The 20,095-nt window shown below is 71.8% G+C and carries 19 protein-coding genes and 3 pseudogenes; 8 read left to right on the top strand and 14 right to left on the bottom strand.

The window, feature by feature from the left end; genetic code table 11:
• Positions 1–503: 503 nt before the first annotated feature.
• From OG736_RS44375 to OG736_RS44365, 3 genes are all read right to left on the bottom strand, one after another.
• On the bottom strand, positions 504–785 hold the full coding sequence (locus tag OG736_RS44375; RefSeq protein WP_327180515.1) for a hypothetical protein: 282 nt from the start codon (positions 783–785) through the stop codon (positions 504–506).
• A gap of 129 nt (positions 786–914) precedes the next feature.
• Complete coding sequence (locus OG736_RS44370) at positions 915–1,199, bottom strand: Lrp/AsnC ligand binding domain-containing protein (RefSeq protein WP_327180516.1); 285 nt, start codon at positions 1,197–1,199, stop codon at positions 915–917.
• Positions 1,127–1,393: an Lrp/AsnC family transcriptional regulator gene (locus tag OG736_RS44365; protein ID WP_327187877.1), complete on the bottom strand. Its 267-nt coding sequence runs from the start codon at positions 1,391–1,393 to the stop codon at positions 1,127–1,129. Before OG736_RS44365 ends, OG736_RS44370 begins: the two co-directional genes overlap by 73 nt.
• An 88-nt stretch (positions 1,394–1,481) precedes the next feature.
• Here OG736_RS44365 and OG736_RS47400 point away from each other — a divergent pair.
• Positions 1,482–1,784: pseudogene (locus OG736_RS47400) on the top strand (EamA family transporter); the annotation flags it as partial.
• A 33-nt stretch (positions 1,785–1,817) separates the two neighbouring features.
• On the opposite strand, the pseudogene OG736_RS44360 reads toward OG736_RS47400, so the two are convergent.
• The 7 genes and pseudogenes from OG736_RS44360 to OG736_RS44330 form a co-directional block, all read right to left on the bottom strand.
• A pseudogene (locus OG736_RS44360) lies at positions 1,818–1,910 on the bottom strand (type B 50S ribosomal protein L31); the annotation flags it as partial.
• Positions 1,911–1,970: 60 nt separating this feature from the next.
• On the bottom strand, positions 1,971–2,135 hold the full coding sequence (rpmG, locus tag OG736_RS44355) for a 50S ribosomal protein L33 (RefSeq protein ID WP_327180518.1): 165 nt from the start codon (positions 2,133–2,135) through the stop codon (positions 1,971–1,973).
• A 392-nt stretch (positions 2,136–2,527) separates the two neighbouring features.
• Entirely contained in the window at positions 2,528–3,742 is a 1,215-nt protein-coding gene (locus tag OG736_RS44350) for an MFS transporter (RefSeq protein WP_327180519.1), read from the bottom strand.
• Between the two features lie 252 nt (positions 3,743–3,994).
• Positions 3,995–4,363 (bottom strand): annotated as a pseudogene (locus tag OG736_RS44345) (bifunctional 5,10-methylene-tetrahydrofolate dehydrogenase/5,10-methylene-tetrahydrofolate cyclohydrolase); the annotation flags it as partial.
• A gap of 499 nt (positions 4,364–4,862) precedes the next feature.
• Positions 4,863–5,360, bottom strand: coding sequence for a GNAT family N-acetyltransferase (locus OG736_RS44340; protein ID WP_327180521.1), 498 nt, complete (start codon positions 5,358–5,360; stop codon positions 4,863–4,865).
• The gene (locus tag OG736_RS44335) at positions 5,357–6,655 is read right to left on the bottom strand and encodes an RNA-guided endonuclease InsQ/TnpB family protein (protein ID WP_327187475.1); all 1,299 of its coding nucleotides are present in this window, start codon (positions 6,653–6,655) and stop codon (positions 5,357–5,359) included. Before OG736_RS44335 ends, OG736_RS44340 begins: the two co-directional genes overlap by 4 nt.
• A 227-nt stretch (positions 6,656–6,882) precedes the next feature.
• On the bottom strand, positions 6,883–7,251 hold the full coding sequence (locus OG736_RS44330) for a PPOX class F420-dependent oxidoreductase (protein ID WP_327180522.1): 369 nt from the start codon (positions 7,249–7,251) through the stop codon (positions 6,883–6,885).
• A gap of 225 nt (positions 7,252–7,476) precedes the next feature.
• On the opposite strand from OG736_RS44330, the gene OG736_RS44325 reads away from it, so the two are divergent.
• Positions 7,477–7,599, top strand: coding sequence for a hypothetical protein (locus OG736_RS44325; RefSeq protein ID WP_327180523.1), 123 nt, complete (start codon positions 7,477–7,479; stop codon positions 7,597–7,599).
• Between the two features lie 33 nt (positions 7,600–7,632).
• Here the strand turns inward: OG736_RS44325 and OG736_RS44320 are convergent, their stop codons facing one another.
• Positions 7,633–8,874 (bottom strand): hypothetical protein, encoded by a 1,242-nt coding sequence (locus OG736_RS44320; protein WP_327180524.1) that lies wholly within the window; start codon positions 8,872–8,874, stop codon positions 7,633–7,635.
• Between the two features lie 233 nt (positions 8,875–9,107).
• Here OG736_RS44320 and OG736_RS44315 point away from each other — a divergent pair, with 233 nt between their 5' ends.
• On the top strand, positions 9,108–10,157 hold the full coding sequence (locus OG736_RS44315; protein ID WP_327180525.1) for an aromatic acid exporter family protein: 1,050 nt from the start codon (positions 9,108–9,110) through the stop codon (positions 10,155–10,157).
• Between the two features lie 115 nt (positions 10,158–10,272).
• Here the strand turns inward: OG736_RS44315 and OG736_RS44310 are convergent, their stop codons facing one another.
• Complete coding sequence (locus OG736_RS44310) at positions 10,273–10,962, bottom strand: GAF and ANTAR domain-containing protein (protein WP_327180526.1); 690 nt, start codon at positions 10,960–10,962, stop codon at positions 10,273–10,275.
• Between the two features lie 220 nt (positions 10,963–11,182).
• Here OG736_RS44310 and OG736_RS44305 point away from each other — a divergent pair, with 220 nt between their 5' ends.
• From OG736_RS44305 to OG736_RS44295, 3 genes are all read left to right on the top strand, one after another.
• A complete protein-coding gene (locus tag OG736_RS44305) occupies positions 11,183–12,004 on the top strand; it encodes an SDR family oxidoreductase (RefSeq protein ID WP_327180527.1) in 822 nt (273 codons plus the stop codon).
• Positions 12,005–12,191: 187 nt separating this feature from the next.
• Complete coding sequence (locus OG736_RS44300; protein ID WP_327180528.1) at positions 12,192–12,677, top strand: hypothetical protein; 486 nt, start codon at positions 12,192–12,194, stop codon at positions 12,675–12,677.
• 91 nt (positions 12,678–12,768) lie between these two features.
• Positions 12,769–13,311 (top strand): DUF1707 SHOCT-like domain-containing protein, encoded by a 543-nt coding sequence (locus OG736_RS44295; RefSeq protein WP_327180529.1) that lies wholly within the window; start codon positions 12,769–12,771, stop codon positions 13,309–13,311.
• Positions 13,312–13,380: 69 nt separating this feature from the next.
• Here OG736_RS44295 and OG736_RS44290 read toward each other — a convergent pair whose 3' ends face one another.
• On the bottom strand, positions 13,381–14,199 hold the full coding sequence (locus OG736_RS44290) for an SGNH/GDSL hydrolase family protein (RefSeq protein ID WP_327180530.1): 819 nt from the start codon (positions 14,197–14,199) through the stop codon (positions 13,381–13,383).
• A gap of 265 nt (positions 14,200–14,464) precedes the next feature.
• Positions 14,465–16,792: a coiled-coil domain-containing protein gene (locus OG736_RS44285; RefSeq protein ID WP_327180531.1), complete on the bottom strand. Its 2,328-nt coding sequence runs from the start codon at positions 16,790–16,792 to the stop codon at positions 14,465–14,467.
• Positions 16,793–16,986: 194 nt separating this feature from the next.
• Here OG736_RS44285 and OG736_RS44280 point away from each other — a divergent pair, with 194 nt between their 5' ends.
• Both OG736_RS44280 and OG736_RS44275 read left to right on the top strand, forming a co-directional pair.
• Positions 16,987–17,133 carry a hypothetical protein gene (locus OG736_RS44280; RefSeq protein WP_327180532.1) on the top strand — a complete coding sequence of 49 codons (147 nt, stop codon included), beginning with the start codon at positions 16,987–16,989 and terminating at the stop codon, positions 17,131–17,133.
• 837 nt (positions 17,134–17,970) lie between these two features.
• Positions 17,971–20,055 carry a helix-turn-helix transcriptional regulator gene (locus OG736_RS44275; protein ID WP_327187474.1) on the top strand — a complete coding sequence of 695 codons (2,085 nt, stop codon included), beginning with the start codon at positions 17,971–17,973 and terminating at the stop codon, positions 20,053–20,055.
• Positions 20,056–20,095 lie beyond the last annotated feature (40 nt).

Genomic DNA, 20,095 nt, shown 5'->3' with positions numbered 1-20,095 from the left:
GCAGATGAGTGAGCATCTAAGGCTGAGAAATTGTCCGTACCGCCGGGGAGTTCTCAGAGGCTCTGCGGGTGGCCGGCCTAGGAAGGCGTTGCCGGTCCGAGGCGGCGGCGATGTGCTCGTTGGCGGCAGGTCGCTCCGCAGTAGCGGGCTGGGCGGCCGGTGGCGACATCGTCCGCGCTCACGTCGGTACGGCCCCGTCGGCCTGCTGGGCTGCTGGGCTGCTGGGCTGCTGGGCTGCTGGGCTGCTGGACTGCTGGGCTGCGCAGAGCAGTTCGTCTCCGACGCCGGGTGTGCAACCCGTCAGGCCGACACAGTGGGCGTGGGCGCCGCTGCCGCTGTACCGGCTCGGCGCCTGCGGCGCCCTGAAGCCCCTCACCGATGCACACCTGCCTCAGGCCACGCCCGGATCCGGGTGTGGGAAACCCGCATGGTCCCGGACAGCGGGCATCCCTCCGCCGGCGCCGGGTCCTGGGCCCGGTGCCGGCGGAGCGGCTTCGCCTCGTCTAGCGGGCGAGCGATCCGTTCTGAACGTCGGACGCGGACTGCCACGCCCGCATGCCCGCTCGGGACGCCTCCTTGGCCTGCTGCCACTTCGCGGCCGCCTGCTGGGTCGGGGGCACGTCCATGTCGCGGATCATGCGCCGACCTGCCGTGACCACGGCGAAGGCTCCGATGGCCATGCCGACGCATGCCACTGCGGCACCGGCCGCGGTGAGCACGGCACCGGTCGTGACGAGCCGGGTGTCGATCTCGATCGTCCGATGGGACTGGTGGTGCTGGTTCATGACTCCACCATCCAACGGGGGGAACGGCCTCGCATCCCAACAGGACCCCTGTCGGCTCTCCCCCCCCCGTCGGTGCCCGGCTCGACCGGTGGGTGAACCACGCACGAGGGGGAGCATCGAGGGGGCCGGTCAGCGGACTTTGCGTGCCGAGCGGGGCCGGTCCGGGCCGGCCGGCTCGATGCAGCGGGGCTGGACGTGTTTGTAGACCATAGTCGTCTGCACGTCGACGACTTCACGGCGTTCGGTGAGGCGGTCGATGACGAAGGCGTACACGCCGTCCGCATCGGGGACGGCTACGTGGATGAGGAAGTCGTGAGTACCCGAGGTGACGAACAGGCCGATCACCTCGGGCAGCCGCGCCGCCCATTCCCGGAACCCCGCGATGACGGGGCGGGCCGGAGGCCGGATGCGCACGGAGATGAGCGCCTGGACGGGACGCCGGCCGTATCGAGGTCCAGGGCAGCGTGGTAGCCGGTGATCACACCGCGCTCGCGCAGCAGTCTCACCCGCTCCAGCGACGTGGAGGGCGAGACCCCGGCCTTGCCGGCGAGGTCGCGGTTGGTCTGCCGTGCATCGTTCTGCAGCTCTCGGAGCAGGACCCGATCCATTGCATCAAGTTCCATAAAATCGACCCTATGCTGAATTAGATGTGGAAAGCAGGAAGTATGGGCGCACTTCTTCCTGCTCTCGCTGGTCATGGGCATACGAAAGAACAGTCCGGCGGCCGGCGCGATTCCGGTGCTGTCGGCGGCGGTGCTGCGGGGCACTGTCGGCCCCGCCCAGGTGCTGGCGGCCAGTCCCATGACGCCGGCGGCCCTGGGCGGGTGGCGGCTGCTCGCGGGCGGCCTGGTCCTCGGGGCGTTCACCATTCGTCCGCGGAAATTTCGGGCACCGACCGCGCGCAAGGCCATGGGTCCGCTGCTGATCTGCGCCTTCTCGACGGGCATCTACCAAGCGGCCTTTCTGGCCTCGGTGGCGCGGACCGGCGCGGCTCTGGCCACGGTGGTCGCCCTGGGCACCGCCCCCGCGGGCCGAGGCCGCGGTGGAGCGGGTGAGGAAGAGGGCGTCCGCGGCGCGGTCACGGAAGACGACCTGCCGGGATTCGGGATGGATGCGGGGCCTCATGGGGTTTCCTTCCTTATGACTGTCTGCCTTGTGGCTGCCTGCCCGGGGCGCAAGCGTGGTTCAGCGTTCCTCGCGGAAGGCGACGTGCTTCCCGGCGAGCGGGTCGTACTTGCGCAGGACGAGCCGGTCGGGGTCGTTGCTGCGGTTCCTGCGCGTCACGTAGGTGACGCCGGTCCCGGCCGTCGACTTCAGCGTGACGACGGGACGCGTGCTGTGGCGTGCCATGAGGTCCTCCTTTCACCCACACCCCCGGATTGACCGGAGCATGTCAGGTTCATGCTGTGCAACAACCCCTCAGGCCGCCTCATTCCCGGCCGGCGCGATGCTCCGGTGCCGCAGGCACTGCGGCACAGCTGCCTGCCGGCTTCCGCCGGGCCGCCCTCAGCGGGCCACAGCCCGGCCGGGCCACCCGTGAGCTGTACCGCGACGGCTTCCGGAGCCTCCCGCGCACCACCCTCCAGGGGAATGTGCTTGCTGTTCTTCGTTCCGGAGGTGCCCCCGGCCACCGGCTCGGCCCAGTGACGGGCGACCGGGGCCGGGCCTCCTGCCTCACGGCCCCGTGGGCCACGACTCGTTGCGGCCTCGTGGCCCGGTACCGCGCCACCGGGCACGCGTTGTCAGGCCGTCGGGATCTGCCGGGCCTCGTTCGGGGTCTCCGCTGCCGATGACGTGATCAGTTCGGAGGGCCCGGTCCCGCGGTCGGTGAGACCGGCGAGGAGCGCGAGGGCGAGGCCGGCGGCGGCCAGGGTCGCACCGACCAGAGCGGGCGAGGCCCAGCCCCAGCCGGCCGAGATGGCCAGGCCGCCGAGCCAGGCGCCGCCGGCGTTGGCCAGGTTGAAGGCGGAGTGGTTGGAGGCCGCCGCCATCGTCGGGGCGTTCTTCGCCTTGGCCATGAGCAGCATCTGCACGGGGGTGGTGACCAGCGCGCCCATCGCGCCCATGAAGGCGAGTGTCACCAGAGCGGGAACGGTGCTGTGGACCGTGAAGTAGAACGTCACGAGCGACGCACCCAGCAGAGCCAGCCCTCCGTACAGCGTCGGGCGCAGGGCGCGGTCGGTCAGCGGGCCCGCGATGAGCGTGCCCAGCGTCATACCGGCGCCGTAGAGCGCGAGGACCCAGGTGGTCGAGGAGTCGGAGAGGCCCGTCAGGTGGGTCAGGATCGGCACCAGGTAGCTGTAGACGGCGAAGAAGCCGCCGAATCCCACGACGGCGGTGGCCAGGCCGAGGGCGACCTGCCTGTTGCCCATGGCGCGCAGTTCGTGCCGGATGCCGGCCTGGTTGCTGCGGGGCTGGTGGGGGACGAAGGCGGCCAGCGCGGCCAGCGCGACGAGGCCGATGACGGCGACGGCGCAGTAGGCGTAGCGCCAGCCCAGTTGCTGTCCGAGAGCGGTGCCGGCCGGGACACCGATGATGTTGGCGATGGTGAGTCCGAGGAACATCCTCGACACGGCCCGCCCGGCGCGTTCGGGGGCGACCAGCCGGGAGGCCACGACGGCGCCCACGCCGAACAGTGCTCCGTGGGGCAGGCCCGCCAGGAAACGCGCGGCGAACAGCAGGCCGAAGCCGGGTGCGAGGGCGGACGCGACGTTGCCGATCACGAACAGGGCGGACAGCAGGAGCAGAAGCCGTTTGTGGGCGATGCGCGCGCCGATGCCCGTCAGGAGAGGGGCGCCGACGACGACGCCGAGCGCGTAGGCGGAGACGATGTTGCCGGCGTGCGGAACGGACACGCCGACCCCGTCGGCGATCTGGGGCAGCAGCCCCATCGTGGCGAACTCGGTCGTACCGATACCGAACGCGACGAGGGCAAGGGCCAGCAGGGCCAGTGGCATGGAGCGGAAGTACCTTTCGCGGGCGGCGGTCCGGATCGTGGCGGAGCAGGCGGCACCACGAGGTGTCCTGCTCCTGTGGCCATTCGCGCCGGCCACCGTTGCCCGGTGCGCCCCCCAGGGCAGGGAAGGCCCACAAGCAGTGCAGCGGTGGCACATGCCCACGCATTCCAAGATCGGCCGACAGGAATTATGGCCTCCATCACACCGGCTCCGGGGGCCGGTGTGATGCGGTGCCGATCACGCGGAAAGAGCTCAGTGGTGCGCGATTCCGAGTTGGTCCGCGGCGGCGTCGACGGTCTGTGCGAGCAGGACGGCGATGGTCATCGGGCCGACGCCGCCGGGCACCGGGGTGATCAGGCGGGCTCGGGTGAGGGCGGTGCCGAAGTCCACGTCGCCCACGTTGCCCGGGTTGCAGCCGGCGTCGATCACCACCGCGCCGGGCTTGATGTCCTCACCCCGGATCAGCCGGGGCCGTCCCACGGCCGCCACCACGACGTCGGCTTCCCGGACGATGTCCGGCAGGTCCGAGCAGCTGCCCCCGCACTGAGCGCGGGCAGCCGTGGGCGCGGGCAGGCAGTGCCGATCCATGCCCACGGCTGCGGTCAGAGCAGCCCAGAGCCCGGCCTGAAGGCCGGGGCACTCTCGCAAGATCAGAGGTAGACGCGCAGCCTGCTCACACCGGTCAATGTCCTGTGCCGGAAGGCGACTTGCCGGACCCCGCCGGCTCAAGCCGGGGCCAGAGCCGGGGGCGGGAGCGAAGGGTGTGGTCGTGAAGGGGCGGTCGCCTTCGCGGCGAAAGGCTCTGCGGGGCTTCAGCCGGACGATCGTCCCCGCAGGCAATAGGTGAGGCCCGGGGACACTGTCCCCCTCACGACCACATCCTGCACAACACCCGCCACCACAGCGGCATTCCCGCCCCCCTCAACCGGCCGGACGGGCTCCCGTCCCGGTTCGGGAGATGCACGAAACGGAAGCCCTGCTGTCGTTCCCTGCCGGGCGGGCGTACGGATGCGGCAGGCGCCGCGCGGTCTGCACGACGGGCGGCGCGGTCTCGCGCGTTCGGTGCGAGTGGCGGCGTCCGGTCTGCCGGTGGCAAGGGGCGCCCTGCGGCGGTGGTCTCTCACACGGTGCGCTCCATGCAGACCAGCCGGTCCCGGCTCTCCCACGACTCGGCGACGGTGAAGCCGAGCCGTTCGTACAGGGCGATGGCAGCCGTCCGCCATTCCCACACCGACAGCCGTACCGTGCCGGCGCCGTTCTCCGCCGCGTGCGCGAGCGCGGCGCCGATCAGGGCGGACGCGATGCCGCGGCCGCGGAACGCCGGGTCCGTCCAGAGTCTTTTGATCTCCGAGCGTCCGCCCGCGGGGCCGGTCAGGACGAGGCAGCCTGCGGCCGTGTCACCGCTCAGGGCCATCAGCACGGTGTCGTCGGCGAACGCGGCCCGCGGGCTGAGGATTTCCGTCCGGTAGCGGTCCGGCAGCTTGTCGGCGTCCGCGACGGCGCTGCCCTTCTCGGCCTCGGTCCGCAGGTGGTAGGCCGCCAGCAGTTCGGCCAGCCGATCCGCCGGGAGGCGCCGGCCCGGCCACTGGACGATGACTGCCTCGCGTGGATCGGTCATTGCTCCAGCATCCACGACCTGTATCCGGCACCCGACGCGGGGCAGGCTGGTGCCCGCACGGCACTGGGAAGAAGGTTCCAAGGCGATGAAGTATGCGGCTGGGTTGGGCTGCAAGGAGCTGGGGGCGCCGGGATCCGATGCCGGTGATGGCCTTGCAGCTGGTCCGGTCGATGCAGGAGCCTCGGGCCGGTACTTGCGCATGGCGCGTTTGACGATGCGGGGCCGACCCTGACGTCCTTCCCCGTCTGAATGGGGGATGCCAATCGATGGCCGACCACCACCGCCGGCCTGGTCTTCGACGTCCTCGACACGGCAGCCGGCTGGGCCACCGGGCAGATCGAGTGGTTGAGTCCGGCCTTGGAGGCGGCTCCGTTGGGCAGGAAGCTGCCCGGGGTCGTGGGGTCCGGCTTCGGGGCGGGAGCCTTGACCATATTGCGGATCTTGAGGTCTTCGTGCGCGATGAAGTCGTGTTCGCGCACGAGGTCGAGGGCGGTCTTGTGTGCGTGGTCGAGACGCTGGCACCGGACCTTACGGTGCAGGTCGGCGACCTTCTGAACGGCCCGCTGGTGATTCTTGGTGCGCTTGTCGCGGCGCACCCGGGGGAAGCGGGACAGAGCCCGCTGTGCGGCTTCGCGTTTCGCGGCGGCGCGGCGGCCGTGGCGCGGGTTGGCGACGTGCTCGCCGTTGGAGGTGGTGAGGAAGCAGGCGATGCCCAGGTCGATGCCGACCACGCTGCCCGTCTTGGGCAGCGGCTCCGGCTGGGACTGCTCGGCGCCCAGGATCACATACCAGCGCTTGCCTTCGCGCTTGACGGAGACGGTCTTGACCTTGCCGACCACGGGCCGGTGCTGGTCGACCTTGACGTGCCCGACGCCTAGGAAGCGGACACGGGTGAGGGGGTCGTGCGGGGTGGAGTCCCAGCGGCAGCCGTCGCCGTCCTTGGGGAAGTCCACCGTGTCGAACCAGTTCACACCCCGAAAACGCGGGTAGCCCGGCGTCTGGCCGGACTTGACCCGGCGGAAGAACGCGGCGAACGCCTTGTCCAGACGGCGCAACGTCGCCTGCTGCGACGAGAACGACCAGCGACCCTGACGCTCCGGGTCGAAGGAACGGATCTCCCTGAGCTGCGCGGACTGCTGCCCGTACTTGACGCTCGTCTTCGAGGCGTGCCGCCAGGCGTCGCGGCGTTCCTGCAACGCTCCGTTGCAGAGCGCGCAGTGATCGGCCAGCATCGCGGCGAGCGCGGCCGTCTGGCGAACGGTGGGCCGCATGAGGAACCTGTACGCACGGATCATCCGGCCCACCCCCTTCGGCCAATGTGTGATCAACCTAGCGGGGGCCACTGACAACGCAGTGAACTCCGGCGCTGCGCGCCTCCGGACCGAGGATGCGTTTCCCTCCCCGGGTGAAGCCGGGGATACCCACGCAAGATCAGGGATGGCAAGGATCGACCTGCCCGTGGCGCCGGCGAGGTCACCAACAGCAGCCTCCGCCGCCCACGACCGACTTCACGGCCCTGCGGCTATTCCTGGAGGCCCCAGCTGTGGATCCGCCTGGGGTGGACGCGGATCACCTCCTCGCTGAAGTGCGGGCCCAACTCGTGCGGGCCGACGAGGAGTTCGGCCTCTCCTCGGATGTCCACACCGCGCACCGTCCAGGGCCGCAGGCTCACGACGTCGTCCACGACGAGCGCGGCCTTCGGGTTCTTGCGCAGGTTGCGCCACTTCTTCGTCCGTCCCATGGCGAACCCGCCGATCAGGATCGTGCCGTCTTCTTGCAGGAAGAACCCCACGGGATTGGCCTGCGGCTGCCCCGACGGGTCGACCGTCGCGAGGCGCCCCAACCGCTGCGACATCAGGTACGCACGTTCGGTCGCGCTGAATTCGGTCATGGCAGCAGCCAAACATGTTCCCGGCCGCGCGCACATCGGGTCACCGACCTAGGTCCGGGGGCTGAGCCCGAGTCCCGACCCCTGCGTCGGCGAAGGCGAGGGTGGGGCCCGGAAAAGGGCTTTGACGTGTGGTTCGCGGTCGCCGATGGTTGGGCCGGACGTTCGGGTCGGGAGGGCACGAACCGCCGTGCCGGCGACGACTGCCGCGCGGTGAGGGAGTTGTGCATGATTGTCGTGTCGGCCGCCTCGGGGGCTTTCGGACGGCTGGTCATCGACCGGCTGGAGGCCGTCGCCACGGTCCTCGCCCCGCCCGCCTCGTCGGCCGCCGGTCCTGCTGTGCCGGGGTGACGTCCCCGGCCGGCGGTGCCGTGCTCAGGGGCGTCAGAGGTTGCGGAAGTCCTTCGCGTCCGGGTAGGTCACGCCGGTGCAGCCGCGCCGCTTGGTGATGTCGTCGACGTAGGCGCGGAACAGGGTGTTCAGCCGCCGGGAGCCGAGGATGTCGTCGTAGGTGTAGCTGGAACTGAGGGTGTGCAGGGCGGGCCTGCCGTCGCAGACGGAGGAGGCCCACCACGCTCCGTCGGCGTGTCCGGCCGTTCCCGCTTCGATGACCGCGTCCTCGGCACCGAGGAGTTCGTATCCCACGGTGTGCGCCTCCGGGCCGAAGTAGGAGGCGGTGCGCAGCCACCAGGGCGAGTGGGTGAGCGCGCTGCGGGCGTAGTCGCGCTGGTCGTCGTCGAGGCCGTCGGCGATCCGGCCCACCTGGTCGGGGCCGACCGCCAGAAGGCAGCCTTCGAGGGGGTTGGCGTCGCGGACGGGTACCGCGAGGGCGCGGTCGGGCAGCCGGTCCTGTCCCTGCTGCGTGAGGTGTGCGGCGAACCAGCTGCAGGAGCCGCCGGCCGTCTTCGCGGGGCGAAGAGCGACCGGCACGGAGGCGAGCCGGCGGGCGGGCAGGGCGGCCAGCCGGGCCTTGCAGCCGATCTGGCCGGCTGCCGCCTCGGCGGCGGTGCGGGCGAGGCGGGCGAGGCGTTCGCGGTCGGCTGCGGAGACGTCGTCGTAGTCGGCGCGGGCGGTGACGTTCAGCAGCTCGGGGGCCGTCGCGCGGCTGCCCGGTCCGCACTCGGCGCGGACGGTCGTGTACCAGTCCCCGTACCGGCCCAGGGTGCCGTCGCCCACCGGCCACGCTTCGGGGCGCCGGTCGGCGACCGCCGTGACATCGCCCTTCTCGGTGCCGTCGGTGTCGGGGTCGGTGTCGTAGAACGGCTCGAGTTCGCTGTCGTCACCGATCCAGTTCATCGGCTCGGAGGCGTCGCTGCGCCGCACCACCAGCGTGAACAGGCCCGTGGTCTTTCCGGGGCCGGGCACCTTGTAGACGGTGCAGGAACTGTGCGGTTCGCGGCTGTCGATCCGGTACTCGTCGTAGTCGCTGGCCTTCGCCCGGACCATCCCGCCCTGCAGGTCCATCACCGCGGCCCCCGACACGAGCCCGCCGCACGCCGCGCTGATGTCGCGCTCGCTGGACGCGCGGTCGCGGAGGTCGTCGGCCGTCAGCCAGCCCGCGTACAGGCTCAGCCCGATCCCGCCCCACGCCGTCCACCGCCACAGCCCGATCAACCCCGCGCGCACCGCAACTCCCCCGTGGTGAAACCGTCCGGCGCGATCCGTGCCGCGCCGGTGGACGAGCGTAGACGGCCGCCGGCCGGCACGTTGAGGGAGGGCGGGAGACACGTTCCGCACAGACCCGCGGGCGTGCGGGCGGCTCGTAATCTGGTCGGGTCTCATCGCCTGTGGGAGGAGAGTGTGCTCGTGCCGCCGTACAGGGATGGGGCTGCGGGCGGGGCTGCGCGTTGCCGTCGGCGGTGAGCGTCCCGGGCCGCCTCGGCCGTCCGGTGCCCGGCGGGCTGCGCCGGTTGAGCGTGCAGGAGGTGCGGGGCGGGGCCCGGATGGTGCTGTGCGCCACGCTGTCGTGGTACCTGTCGGTCGAGCTGGGCATCAACAGTGCCCCCATCGCCGCTGTGCTGCCTGCGGTGTTCACCCTGTCCGGGATCCCGCTGTGGGCCCCGCGGCTGGGGCTCTACCGTCTGGCCAGTGTCCTGCTGGGGGTGGGTATCGCGGCGGTCGCCCTGCGCTGGCTTCCCGTGTCCACGCTCTCCCTCGCCGTCGTGGTGAGCGCCGGATACCTCGCCAGTCTCCTGGTGCGTATCGACGGTGCTCCCAGCCAGCAGGTGCTCGTCAGCGCCGTGCTCGTCTTCGGTGTGCCCGTCTCCGGCTATCCGGAGCAGCGCGTTCTGGAGAATCTGGTCGGGATCGCGGTGGTCATCCTCCTGGGCCCCCTGCTGTGGCCTCCCGACCCCTGCCGTCTGCTGTCCGGCCGGCTCGACGCCTACCGCGACCGCCTCGACCGTCTGCTGGCGGAGCCGGTCCGCCACCCCGGCCGGGCCCCGCTTCGGCAGGAGGCCGGGCAGGCGGGGGGCCTGTGGCAGCAGCCCCATGACCTCGGGCGGGATCTGGACCGGGCCCGGCGGGCGCTGCGCTGGAGTGTGACGCACCGTCGTTCGGCCGCCGCGCTCGACGAGGTCGGACACCGCATCCAGCTGGCCGAACGCACCGCGGCTCCCCTGCACTGTCTCACCGCACAGCTGCAGGCCCCGGGCCGGGCGGCGGCGGCCGTCCCCGGTGACGCTCACGCCTGCGAGGGCCCGGGCCCGCTGCTGGACGCCGTGCGGCACGCGCTGGTCCGCGCGCTGGCCGGCGCCGATCCCGCGGAACCGATCGCCCGGGCCCGGACGATCGGCGAACAGGGCGGGCCGGCCTCGAGCGGCCGGCACGACAGCCTGCTTCGCGGCCTCCTGCTGCTGGTCCTCGACCGGCTCGACGACTACCGCGAAGCGCACTTCACCGGCCGATGACCTGCCGGCGGCCCGGCGGCAGCACGAGGGCCGGGTGCCGGCCGGCAGGGAGGCAGGCAGTCTCCCGCACTTACGGGAGTCGGCCTCCCACCGTCACGGCAGGCCGACTCGCACGTCATGGCAGGCCGCCGCCTGCGCAGACCTGGTGGGCGACTTCGCGGAGTTTGACGTTGTTCTCCTGCGAGTAGCGGCGCAGCACGTCGAAGGCCTGCTCCTCGGTGATGTGGTGGCGGCCCATGAGGATGCCCATGGCCTCGCCGATGGCGTGCCGGGTGGCGATGGCCTGTTCCATCTGGGCGTGGGTGCGGGCGCTGGAGAGGGCGACCGCGGCGTGGGAGGCGAGCAGCCAGCCGGCGGTCTCGCTGGCCTCGGTGAACGCGCCGGGCTTGCGGGAGTAGAGGTTCAGCGCGCCGAGGTTCTCGTCCTCGGTGAACAGCAGGAAGCCCATCATGCTGCCCACGCCGAGCGAGTGGGCCCTGGGGGCGTAGGCGGGCCAGCGCTGGTGCTCGCCGGTGAGGTCGGCGATACGGAAGAGCCGTTCTCCGCGCGCGCTGCGGGCGGCGTCGAAGCAGGGTCCTTCGCCGAGCTGTTCCTGGAGCCGGTCGCTGTCGACGACGAGCTGGCCGGTGGGGGCGAGGGTCTGCACCTTCGCGGCGTGCCGTACGAGAATGCCGGCCGCGTCGCAGCCGTCGACCAGTTCGGTGGCCGATGCCGTGATCCGCTCCAGCGTGTCGTCGACCGAATCCTGCGCCAGCAGATCACGCGCCATCGAGGCCATCTGCTGCGCGAACCGACCCCAGTCCACTTCGACTCCTGTCCATCGTCCGCCTGGACAAGCCTCCTACCCAGCCTTTCACGCAACCTGCACAGCGGTGCCGGTGAATGACGCTCCTTCTGACCGGAAGGCGACCTGCCCACGGTGCCGGAAGGTCACACGGCACGCAGGCCCGCGCGGCCCCCTGGCGCACAGCGGACGCCGCAGCGACGAGGGCGCGGTGACGGTGTGCTCGCTACCGTGTCGGTCCATGACAGTCCTGATCATCGGGGGCAGCGGTTTCCTGGGCGCCGCGCTGATCCGCCAGGCCGCCGCCGCGGGGCGGCAGACGTCCGCGACGTTCGCGTCCCGGCCCGGCAGCGCCTTCCACGGTGTGGCCTGGCATCCGCTCGACGTCCGCGATCCCGCGCGGGTCGTCGCGGTGATCGCCGGCGTTGCCCCCTCGGTCGTGGTCAACGTGTCGAGCGGCGGCGCCGACTGGGCGGTCACCGCCGACGGCGCCGTCCGCGTGGCGCTGGCCGCAGCCGAGCAGGGCTGCCGCCTGGTCCACGTCTCCAGCGACGCGGTGTTCTCCGGTGCGCGCGTCCGCTACGACGAGAGCTGCCCGCCCGATCCGCTCACCCCGTACGGCGCCGCGAAGGCCGCTGCCGAGACGGCGGTGCGGCTGCTGGTGCCGGCCGCCGCCGTCACCCGGACCTCGCTGATCGTCGGACACGGCCGGTCCGTGCACGAGCGCTTGGTGCACGCCCTGGCCGACGGCACCCGCGAGGGGGCCCTGTTCACCGACGACATCCGCTGCCCGGTCCATGTCGACGACCTGGCCGCCGCCCTGTGGGAGATCGCGCTGTCCGACACGGCCGGGATGTTCCACCTCGCCGGGCCGGACGCCCTGAGCCGCCACGACCTCGGTGTGCTGATCGCCCGGCGCGACGGCCTCGACGGTGCGCGGCTGCCCGCCGGGCGACGAGCCGGGTCCGGCCTGCCCGGGGCCCTCGACGTACGGCTCGACAGCGGCGCGACGCAGGAGCGGCTGCGTACCAGGCTGCGCGGCGCACGCGAGTTCCTTCGGTGAGGTTCCTCAGGGCGTGCCGCGGACGTCGGCGGCGCCGAGGTGCTGCGCGGCCCGACGCCGGCATGACCCGACCAGCCGGCCCAGCCCCGCCCTGGTCCCGCCGCACCACTGTCAGCACCCCTCGTTACAGTGCCGACCACCTCACTGTGCTGCGCCCCGCCGAGGGGCCTGGAAAGGACGTCACCGCATGTCCATGTGGCTCGCCCTCGTAAAAGTCGACCCCGTGCTGCTGTCCGCGGTCCAGGAGCAACCGGAGTTGGCCGGTGCCCTGTTCTTCGAGGACGACGTCCCGGAGCCCCTGGCTTCCGGCGTCCACCCGACCGGAGACTGCTTCCACTACGACTACCGCCTGCTGTCGGAGATGGCCGAAGGCCGGTCCGGAGCCGAGAAGGGCACCCCGAAGTGGCACACGGCGTACCCCTGGCTGGCGCGGGCCACGGGCGAGAACTGCTCCACCCTCGAGGGGTTCGAGTTCGGCTACGGTCCCGCGCACTTCCTGAGCCCGCACGAGGTCGGGCAGGTCGCAGCGGGGTTGGCCGGCGAACACTGGACGAGCCGAGCCGCAGCGACCCACTGGAACGCCGAGGCCGAGGAGCGGGACTTCGACGACCTCGTTCCGTTCTTCGCCAGGGCGGCAGCCGAGGGCAAGGCGATATTCGGCGGCGTGTACTAGGGCCTGTGGCCGGAGGCGGCCGGTGTCGGGGGTGTCCGGCGGGGCGCACCGGATCGTGTGCCCGTCGCCGGGCCGGCAGTAGGGTGCAAGGGTGACCGCTCTGCCGGACGACCGGCCGCCGCTGATCGGCGAAGAGGACCGTGACACGGCCGTGCGGCGCCTGCGGGAGGCGTACGCCGAAGGTCACCTCTCGCACGAGGATCTGGACGAACGCCTGCACCGGGTGCTCACCGTCACCACGCACGGCGAGCTCGTGGCGGCGCTGGCCTCGCTGCCGGAGGAGGACGCGGGCACCACGTCCACGATCGCCGCGGCCGGCGGCCGGATCAAGCGCAGCGGGGCATGGCGGGTACCTCGGTTCCTCAAGGTCGAGTCCGCGTTCGCAAGGGTGCGTCTGGACCTGTCGCGGGCGGTCATCGAGTATCCGGTGGTCGACATCGAGCTGCAGCTCGGCACCGGCCGGGCGAAGATCACGGTGCCGCGCGACGCGATCGTCGAGTACGAGGCGCTGCACACCGGGTGGAAGGACACGCGGTACCGGGCCCCGCGCAGTTCCCGCCCCGGCGGGCCGAGGATCCGGATCTCCGGGACCATGGGGTTCGGACGGCTGAAGATCCGTCACGCACGGCGCTGAGGTTCCGTCGGGCGCGGCGTTGAGGTTCCGTCGGGCGCCAGGCCTGCGCCGGCGCAGGCCACGCTGTCCCTAAGGGGCTTGCCGTTGGCCGGTGTCCGCCGCGGAGCCGGGCGTGGCATGCACGGGCAGGAGTTGGGGGCGTTTCGCGGTGCGGGCGTCGCCGGAGGACTTGCCGCGCAGACGGCGGCCGAGCCAGGGGCCGAGGTGTGCGGCCGCCCAGCGCAGTTCGGCTCCCGCGGCCTGCCGGCCCGTGGGAACCCTCCGGGGCGGGAGGGGGAGCGTCCAGGTGTCGCCGCTTCCGGGCAGGTCGACGGCTTGGGCGAGGGCCGCGGCGATCCGTTCGTGGCCGAGGGCGCTTGCGTGAAGTCGGTCCGCGGTCCACAGCCGGGGGTCGGTGGTGACGGCCTGCCGGCCGGTTTCGGCGACCGTGACCCCGTGACGGGCGGCCGCGGCGCGGATACGGGTGTTGAGGTCGAACACGCGGGACCTGACGGGCCGGGCGAGGGGCGCGATCTTCGCGATGTCGGGGAAGGTCAGTGTCACCACGTGGGTCCCGGCATCCGTGAGCGCGGCGAACATCTCTTCCAGGTGCCCGGCCACTTCTGCGGCGCTGTACCGCGGCCGGAGCAGGTCGTTGACCCCGGCGACGACGGTGGCCAGGTCGGGGCGCAGGGCCAGGGCAGGCCCCAGCTGTTCCGCGCGGACCTGGCCGGCGGTACGTCCGCGTACGGCCAGATTGGCGTACCGGAGGCCGGGGTTGAGGGCTGCGAGGTGCTCGGCGAACCGGTCGGCGAAGCCGCGCAGGCCGACGGTGTCGTCGCCGTCGCCCAGCCCTTCGGTCTGGCTGTCGCCCAGGGCGACGTAGCGCAGGTATGCACCGCTCGGCATGCGGCCCCTTCCCTCGTCCACCCCCTCATCATAGTCAAAAAAATGACTAATCAGATCCTTGTGTTCACCGGCTTCGTGCCCGGCGCAGCGCCGGAGCCTGACCGCCCGTCGAGCGAAGGCCGAGCACGGTCGGCTGTACCCGCCCGGGCCCTTTCACGGGTACGCGGCCACGGACCGTCGGCCACGGCCCGTACTCCCCCGGCGGATCCCGCCACGGAGCAGCGGCCCGCACCTGCCGGCGGAGTGCGCCGGTCAGCAACACGGCCTAGCCGCGTCGTGCCCGCCGGCCCGGCCGGTCGGAGAGGCCTAGCAGCCGGGAGCCGTTGTGGGGGTCGTTCACGCAGTGCTCGCCGCGCAGTTGGGCCCTGAAGTGCCGTCCGTGTGTCTCGTGGGCCTGGGCGGACAGATGCTCGGCGTGCTTCGTCAGGCCGGCCGCGTGCAGGGCGGAGAGCAGATCCGCCTGGTCGGACACCGGACGTCGGTGGACGACCTGGTCGATGATGCGTCGCACGACGCGTTCGCTGCGCGGTGCGGGGCCTCCGACCGCCATGATCCTGCTGACCAGCAGGACGATGTCGAGGACCGGGCAGTTCAGGCACAGGTCCTGGATGAGCGTGTCGAGGTGCACGTTCAGTGTGGCGGACTCCAGGGCGAGCATCAGGTGGGCGGCGGTCTCCACCCCCATGCCGTGGGCGTGTTGGCGCAGGACGTCCAGGCGGGCGTAGTGCGATCCGGATCTGCCGAGCGACTGCAGGAAGAGGCCGGCGTGTCCGACCAGATCGTCGTAGACCATGCACCGGAAGACGACGGTGGCGTGGTCCGGCAGCCCGCAGAACTCCAGGCAGGTGAGGAGTGCCGCGGCCCGGTCGGGGGCGAGGATGCGGGTGGCCGCGGCCATGATCGCCTCCGAGCCCGGAACCGGGCCGTCCAGCGCCGCGATCAGCTGCCGGATCTGTGCCGTGTCCCTGCGGTCCATGATCAGCATGAGGAGGTCAGTGGCCAGCTGGTGGCGTCCTGACATGTAGAGCTCGTCGATCAGCACGGCGATGTCGTCGGCGGGGCGGCTGTCCGCGGCCTGGGCCAGTACCGTCCAGGCGCGCTGGTCCCGCAGGGCATGCAGGAGGGGAACGAGATGTCCGACGCTGCGCTGCTGAGTGTGGGTGAAGACGGTCTCGGCGTCGGCTTCCAGGCCGTGTTCGGTCAGGGAGCGGATGAACTCGGCCACCTCGGCTGCGGAGCGGGTGGAGGCGGCCTCCGCCTGGAGGACGTCGGCGTATCTGCCCAGGCATGCCTGACGCAGTGTGATGCTCAGGGTCACCAGGTCGGTCAGGGGGCGCTGAGCGGCTGCGGCGGCCATGGCGGCCACGACTGCGTCGCCGAGCTCGGTGTCGGTGAGCTGCAGGGCGGCCGATACCAGGTCGGGCAGCGGGCGGACCACGGCCGCGGCCTGCAGCAGGCTTTCGGCGTAGCGGGGAAGCCCGCAGCGGTGCAGGGCGATGGCCAGCGCGGCCATGCTCTCGGGCTGATGGAACTTCACCGAGGCCTGGACGAGGATCAGTACGTAGTCCTCGAGGCCTTCACGGGTCAGTTCGCGGGCCAGTGCGCTGGTGTCGTCGATGGAGCGCACCATCACCATGGCCGGCAGTGCGGTCTGGGCGTGGGCGTCGAAGCCCGCCTGCCGCAGCGCCGCCAGGAGTCCCACCACTTCTTCGATCGTGCGTGACTGGCTGGCCGCTCTGACCAGTTCGCTCGCCATGGCCTGGCGGGTACGCAGTTCCAGGTCGCTGACGGCGCGGACCAGTTCGGGTACCGATGATCTGCGGTCGGCTTCTTCCAGCATGGCCATGATCGACGGAGTGTCGCCGTCCCGGTGGCCGTCCGAGCCGAGTTCCTGAACGGTTTCGAGCTGGATCTCCAGGCGGTGGCACCGGTCCTCGGCGGCGATCAGCTCGGCGCGGGCCACCGCCAGGGACTCCTGCAGGTAGATGACCTGCTCCTGCAGATCGCCGCACTCCTCTTGCAGCCGGGTGTACTCCCCCTGCCAGACCTCGAGTTCGGCGCGGTGGGTGAGCTGCTGCCCCTCGATGCCGTTCTCGAGGTTGCGGACCCGGCCCCGCACGTGCTCCAGCCGGCTCTCCCGGTCCCGCAGGGCCTCTTCCAGAGCCCGCTGGCGGGTGGTGATACGCCGGGTCTCGTCGTCGGCCTCGGCCAGTCTGTCCTGGAGTGCCTGGGCCTTGCTGCTGGGCCGGTGGGACTTCAGTGCCTGGCGGTGCAGGTCTCTGAGGGCTTCCTCGGCTTCGGGGGTGAGCGGGCACTGTGCGTCCTGTACGTCCGCGATCACTCCTGCGACGAAGTCCCACGGCGGGAGACGTTCACCGCTGAGGTAGCGGGTGACGGAACTCGCGTTGAGGAAGCGGCGCGCGGCGTAGCGGCGGACGCTGATGCCCAGGGCGAGGAAGACCTGCCGCAGGTCCTCCGCCAGGGCGCGTTTCTCGGGGGCCAGACCGTCCTTGAGCGGTGCCAGACGCACCTGTGGCCGGACCGCCGCGGTGACCGCCGTCTGTGCCGGGTTGGGCACCTGTCCGTTGTGCATCGGGTCAGTATCACCGAGTGGCAACTGCCCTGCCCGTCCTGTGGTGTTGCCGCTTCGGACGGCAACACCGCCAGGGGCTGCCATGGTGAACGGCAACGCCCGCAAGGGCTTTCCGTGCCGGTGGACGGGGTGGGGATCGGTCACCATCGCAGCGCAGGGCGCACCCGCCCGGCAATGGACCGGGAGGTACCGCGATGACCGTGCTCGACAAGGACCGACGCTCTGCCGCCGCGCGGGCGGTGTTCTGGCGCCGCCTGGGCCGGCAGGCCGCCCTCGGGGCGGCGGGCGCGGCCGGCTCCGGCGTCGTCAGCCTGGCGTTGTGGTGGCTGACGTCCCGCTGAGGCATCCCGCTGGGGACATGGCGTCCCGGTGGCCTCGCGGTGCGTTCTGTGGTGCGTTTCGTGGCGCGTTTTTCGGTGGCTTTCGTGGCGCGCGGAATCCTGTTTCTGTACACACGCAGGCTGCCGGATTCCCATGGCAGGTACCGGGGTTTCCGTTGGGCGAGGTCCCGTTCTGGCGGGGCGCGAGAACGTGCCAGGGGGTTCCTGCCGGTAACAGGAACCCCCTCGTTCCCCCGGTGGGTCGTGCTGCCGAGCCCAGGAAGACAGGACAGTTCCTGCGGGGGTGCGGCCGGGCCGCTGTCTTCCAGCTCATCACCGAACCGCCTCCGCCGCACGATCGTTCGCGTCTTCGGGAGCCTTCGGAAGGGGCGCCGGGGTTTCGGAACGCCGTCCATGCAGGTCACAGGGGCGCGGGTCGGGGCGGGGGGATTGCGCTGCGGCCGGGCGCGCCGGTGGCGGCGGTGGCTGCGGCAAGAAGCCGGTCAGCATGCGACACGGACCGAAGAATTCAGAAATAGATCGGAGTACCCGTCAGCCGGTAACGGAAAAGCGGAATCCTGACTCGGCAGGAGCATCCTCGTCCCTCTTGAGTTCCGCTCGCGCAACAGCCTTGCCGCGGAACGTCTTCGCATTTCAGGACCGGGGAATCCAGAACGCCTCGTGGACCGGCCGGTAACCGGACACGGGGTGCTCCGTGCGGCGTATGCGGCGCCGCGCCCAGGAAGACAGGAATTCGTTCATGCTGCATCGATACAGCCCTCGCCGCCGGCGCCGGTTCCCGGCCGGCGCGCCCGGCATCGTCACGGCCGCCGGCGCGGCCGCCGCGGGAGGTGTGTGATGGTGTGGGACCAGGTGCCCGGCGGGCGGCAGGCGGAGCACGAGACAGTGCCGCCGCGGATCGGCGGCCAGCAGCAGTTCCGTGAGGAACTGACGAGACTGCGCACCGGGCTCGGGGTGTCGCTCGCCCAGCTCGAGCAGGCCAGCCAGCGGCAGGGCAAGCGGCTGCCGCCGGCCACCGTCTCCAATGTGCTGTCGCGGGACAGGCTGCCGGAGTGGGAGTTCGTCGCCGATTTCCTGGCCGCGTGCGGTCTGGACGAGGCGCGGCGCGGGCCCTGGCAGCAGGCCTGGCGGGAGCTGGCCGCGGTGTCCGCGACCCAGGCTTCCGTCCCGGCGCCGGCGCCGGCACCAACCCCTGCTCCGGCTGGGGCTGGGGCGCCTGGTGGTTCGGAAGCCGCAGCGGCGTCTCCTCCCCCGGCCGCGTCTCCCCCGGACCCTTCCCCTCCCCCGGTGCCTTCGCCGCCTCCGGCGGCGTCCCCCGGCAAGCCGCCGGGCAAGTCCCCGGACGACATCCCGCCCGCCGACGGCCGCCGGTGGAAGGAGTGGCGGGCCCGTCTGGCGGGGCACCGTGCCGCGGTGGCGGTCTGCGCCGCCCTCGCACTCGCGGCGGCCGCCGGCGTGTACGCCGTCGGCGAGCACCACGAGAGCGTGCGGCAGGAGCAGCAGCGCAGGCAGGAGCAGCTGCGGCAGGACAAGTACCGCAAGGAGCACTGCGGGACCATGAACCCGGCGCTGGTGACCGAGGCCGGCGGGGAGTGCACGGGAGTGACCGACGGCCTCGACCGCTCCGATGTGTTCGGCTCCGCCCTGGAGCCGGTGCTGACGGCCATCGGCGCGGAGAACCACCGGGCGACCCGCGACGGCCACTACGTCACCATCGCGTTCCTGGCGCCGCTGACCTCGGTGGGCAGTGCGGGCAAGGCCAAGGATCTGACGCTCGACCAGTTCGTGGGGGAGGTCGAGGGCGCCTACACGGCCGTCGAACGGGCCAACGCCGACGACGGCCCGCTGAAGGTCCGTCTGGTGCTGGCCAACATGGGCAGCGGCGAACTGCACTGGAAGAGGGCCGTCGACACGCTGACCGGGATGGCCGAGGCCGACAACCTGGTCGCCGTCGCCGGGATGGGGCTGAGCCAGCAGGAGTCCGTCGACGCCGCCCGCGCGCTCGGCGGGAAGGACATCCCCATGGTCGCCGACCTCATCACCGCCGACGGCTTCGACACCACCGGCCTCATCGACAGTCCGAAGAGCGCGCCGAAACGCATCAACGGGCTGGTCCGCGTCACCCTGACCAACGCGGCCCAGCTGGGGGCGCTCGGCGAAGAACTGGACGGCGACACGCGCACCGCCGCGCTGGTGCGCACCGCCAAGACCCCCAACGGCACCCGTGACTTCTACACCGACTCCCTCTACGAGGACTTCCGCACCGTCGGCGGGCTGAAGAAGCACCTCGACCCCACGGCGGACTTCTCCTTCGACCCCCGCGGCGGAGCGGAGTCGATCCTGGACGCCATCGGCCAGAACCTGTGCAGCACCGGGCGGCCCGTCGACACCGTGTACTTCGCGGCCCGGGAGAAGTACCTGCCCGGCTTCCTCCAGGCGCTCAGCCGGCGCAGCTGTCACCGCCGGCCCATCACCGTCGTCTCCGGATCCGACACCGCGGCGCTGGATCCCAAGACCCTCGCCGCCCTGAACCAGGACGGCGAGGCACCCATCGCCGTGCTGTACGCCTCCCTGCCCGGGGCCACGCAGCTGCGCGGCCCCGGCAACAGCGACCACAACCTGTACGAGCAGTTCCTCGACGCGTTCGGCGGCGACCACCACGGGCAGAAGTTCCCCGCCGCCCACGCCACCCGCGGCTACTGGCCCGTCCTCGCCCACGACGCCGTCCTCACCGCCACCACCGCCATCCGCAACGCCACCACCCCCACCACCGCCCGCCCCAACCGGTACGCCGTCCTCAACCACCTCTACGCCCTCACCGACGGCGCCGTCCCGGCCGCCACCGGACGCTTCGGCATCGACCCCACCGGGAACCGCACCAAGGTCCCCATCACCATCCACAGGCTCGGCACCACCACCTGACCCCCTGAGCCCGGTCCCGGGCATCCCGGCCTCGTCACTG

The sequence above is a fragment of the Streptomyces sp. NBC_01334 genome (assembly GCF_035983595.1).
Classification (GTDB): domain Bacteria; phylum Actinomycetota; class Actinomycetes; order Streptomycetales; family Streptomycetaceae; genus Streptomyces; species Streptomyces coriariae.
The sequence above is the reverse complement of the archived record's forward strand: the minus strand, read 5'-3'. Positions and strand labels throughout refer to the sequence as shown.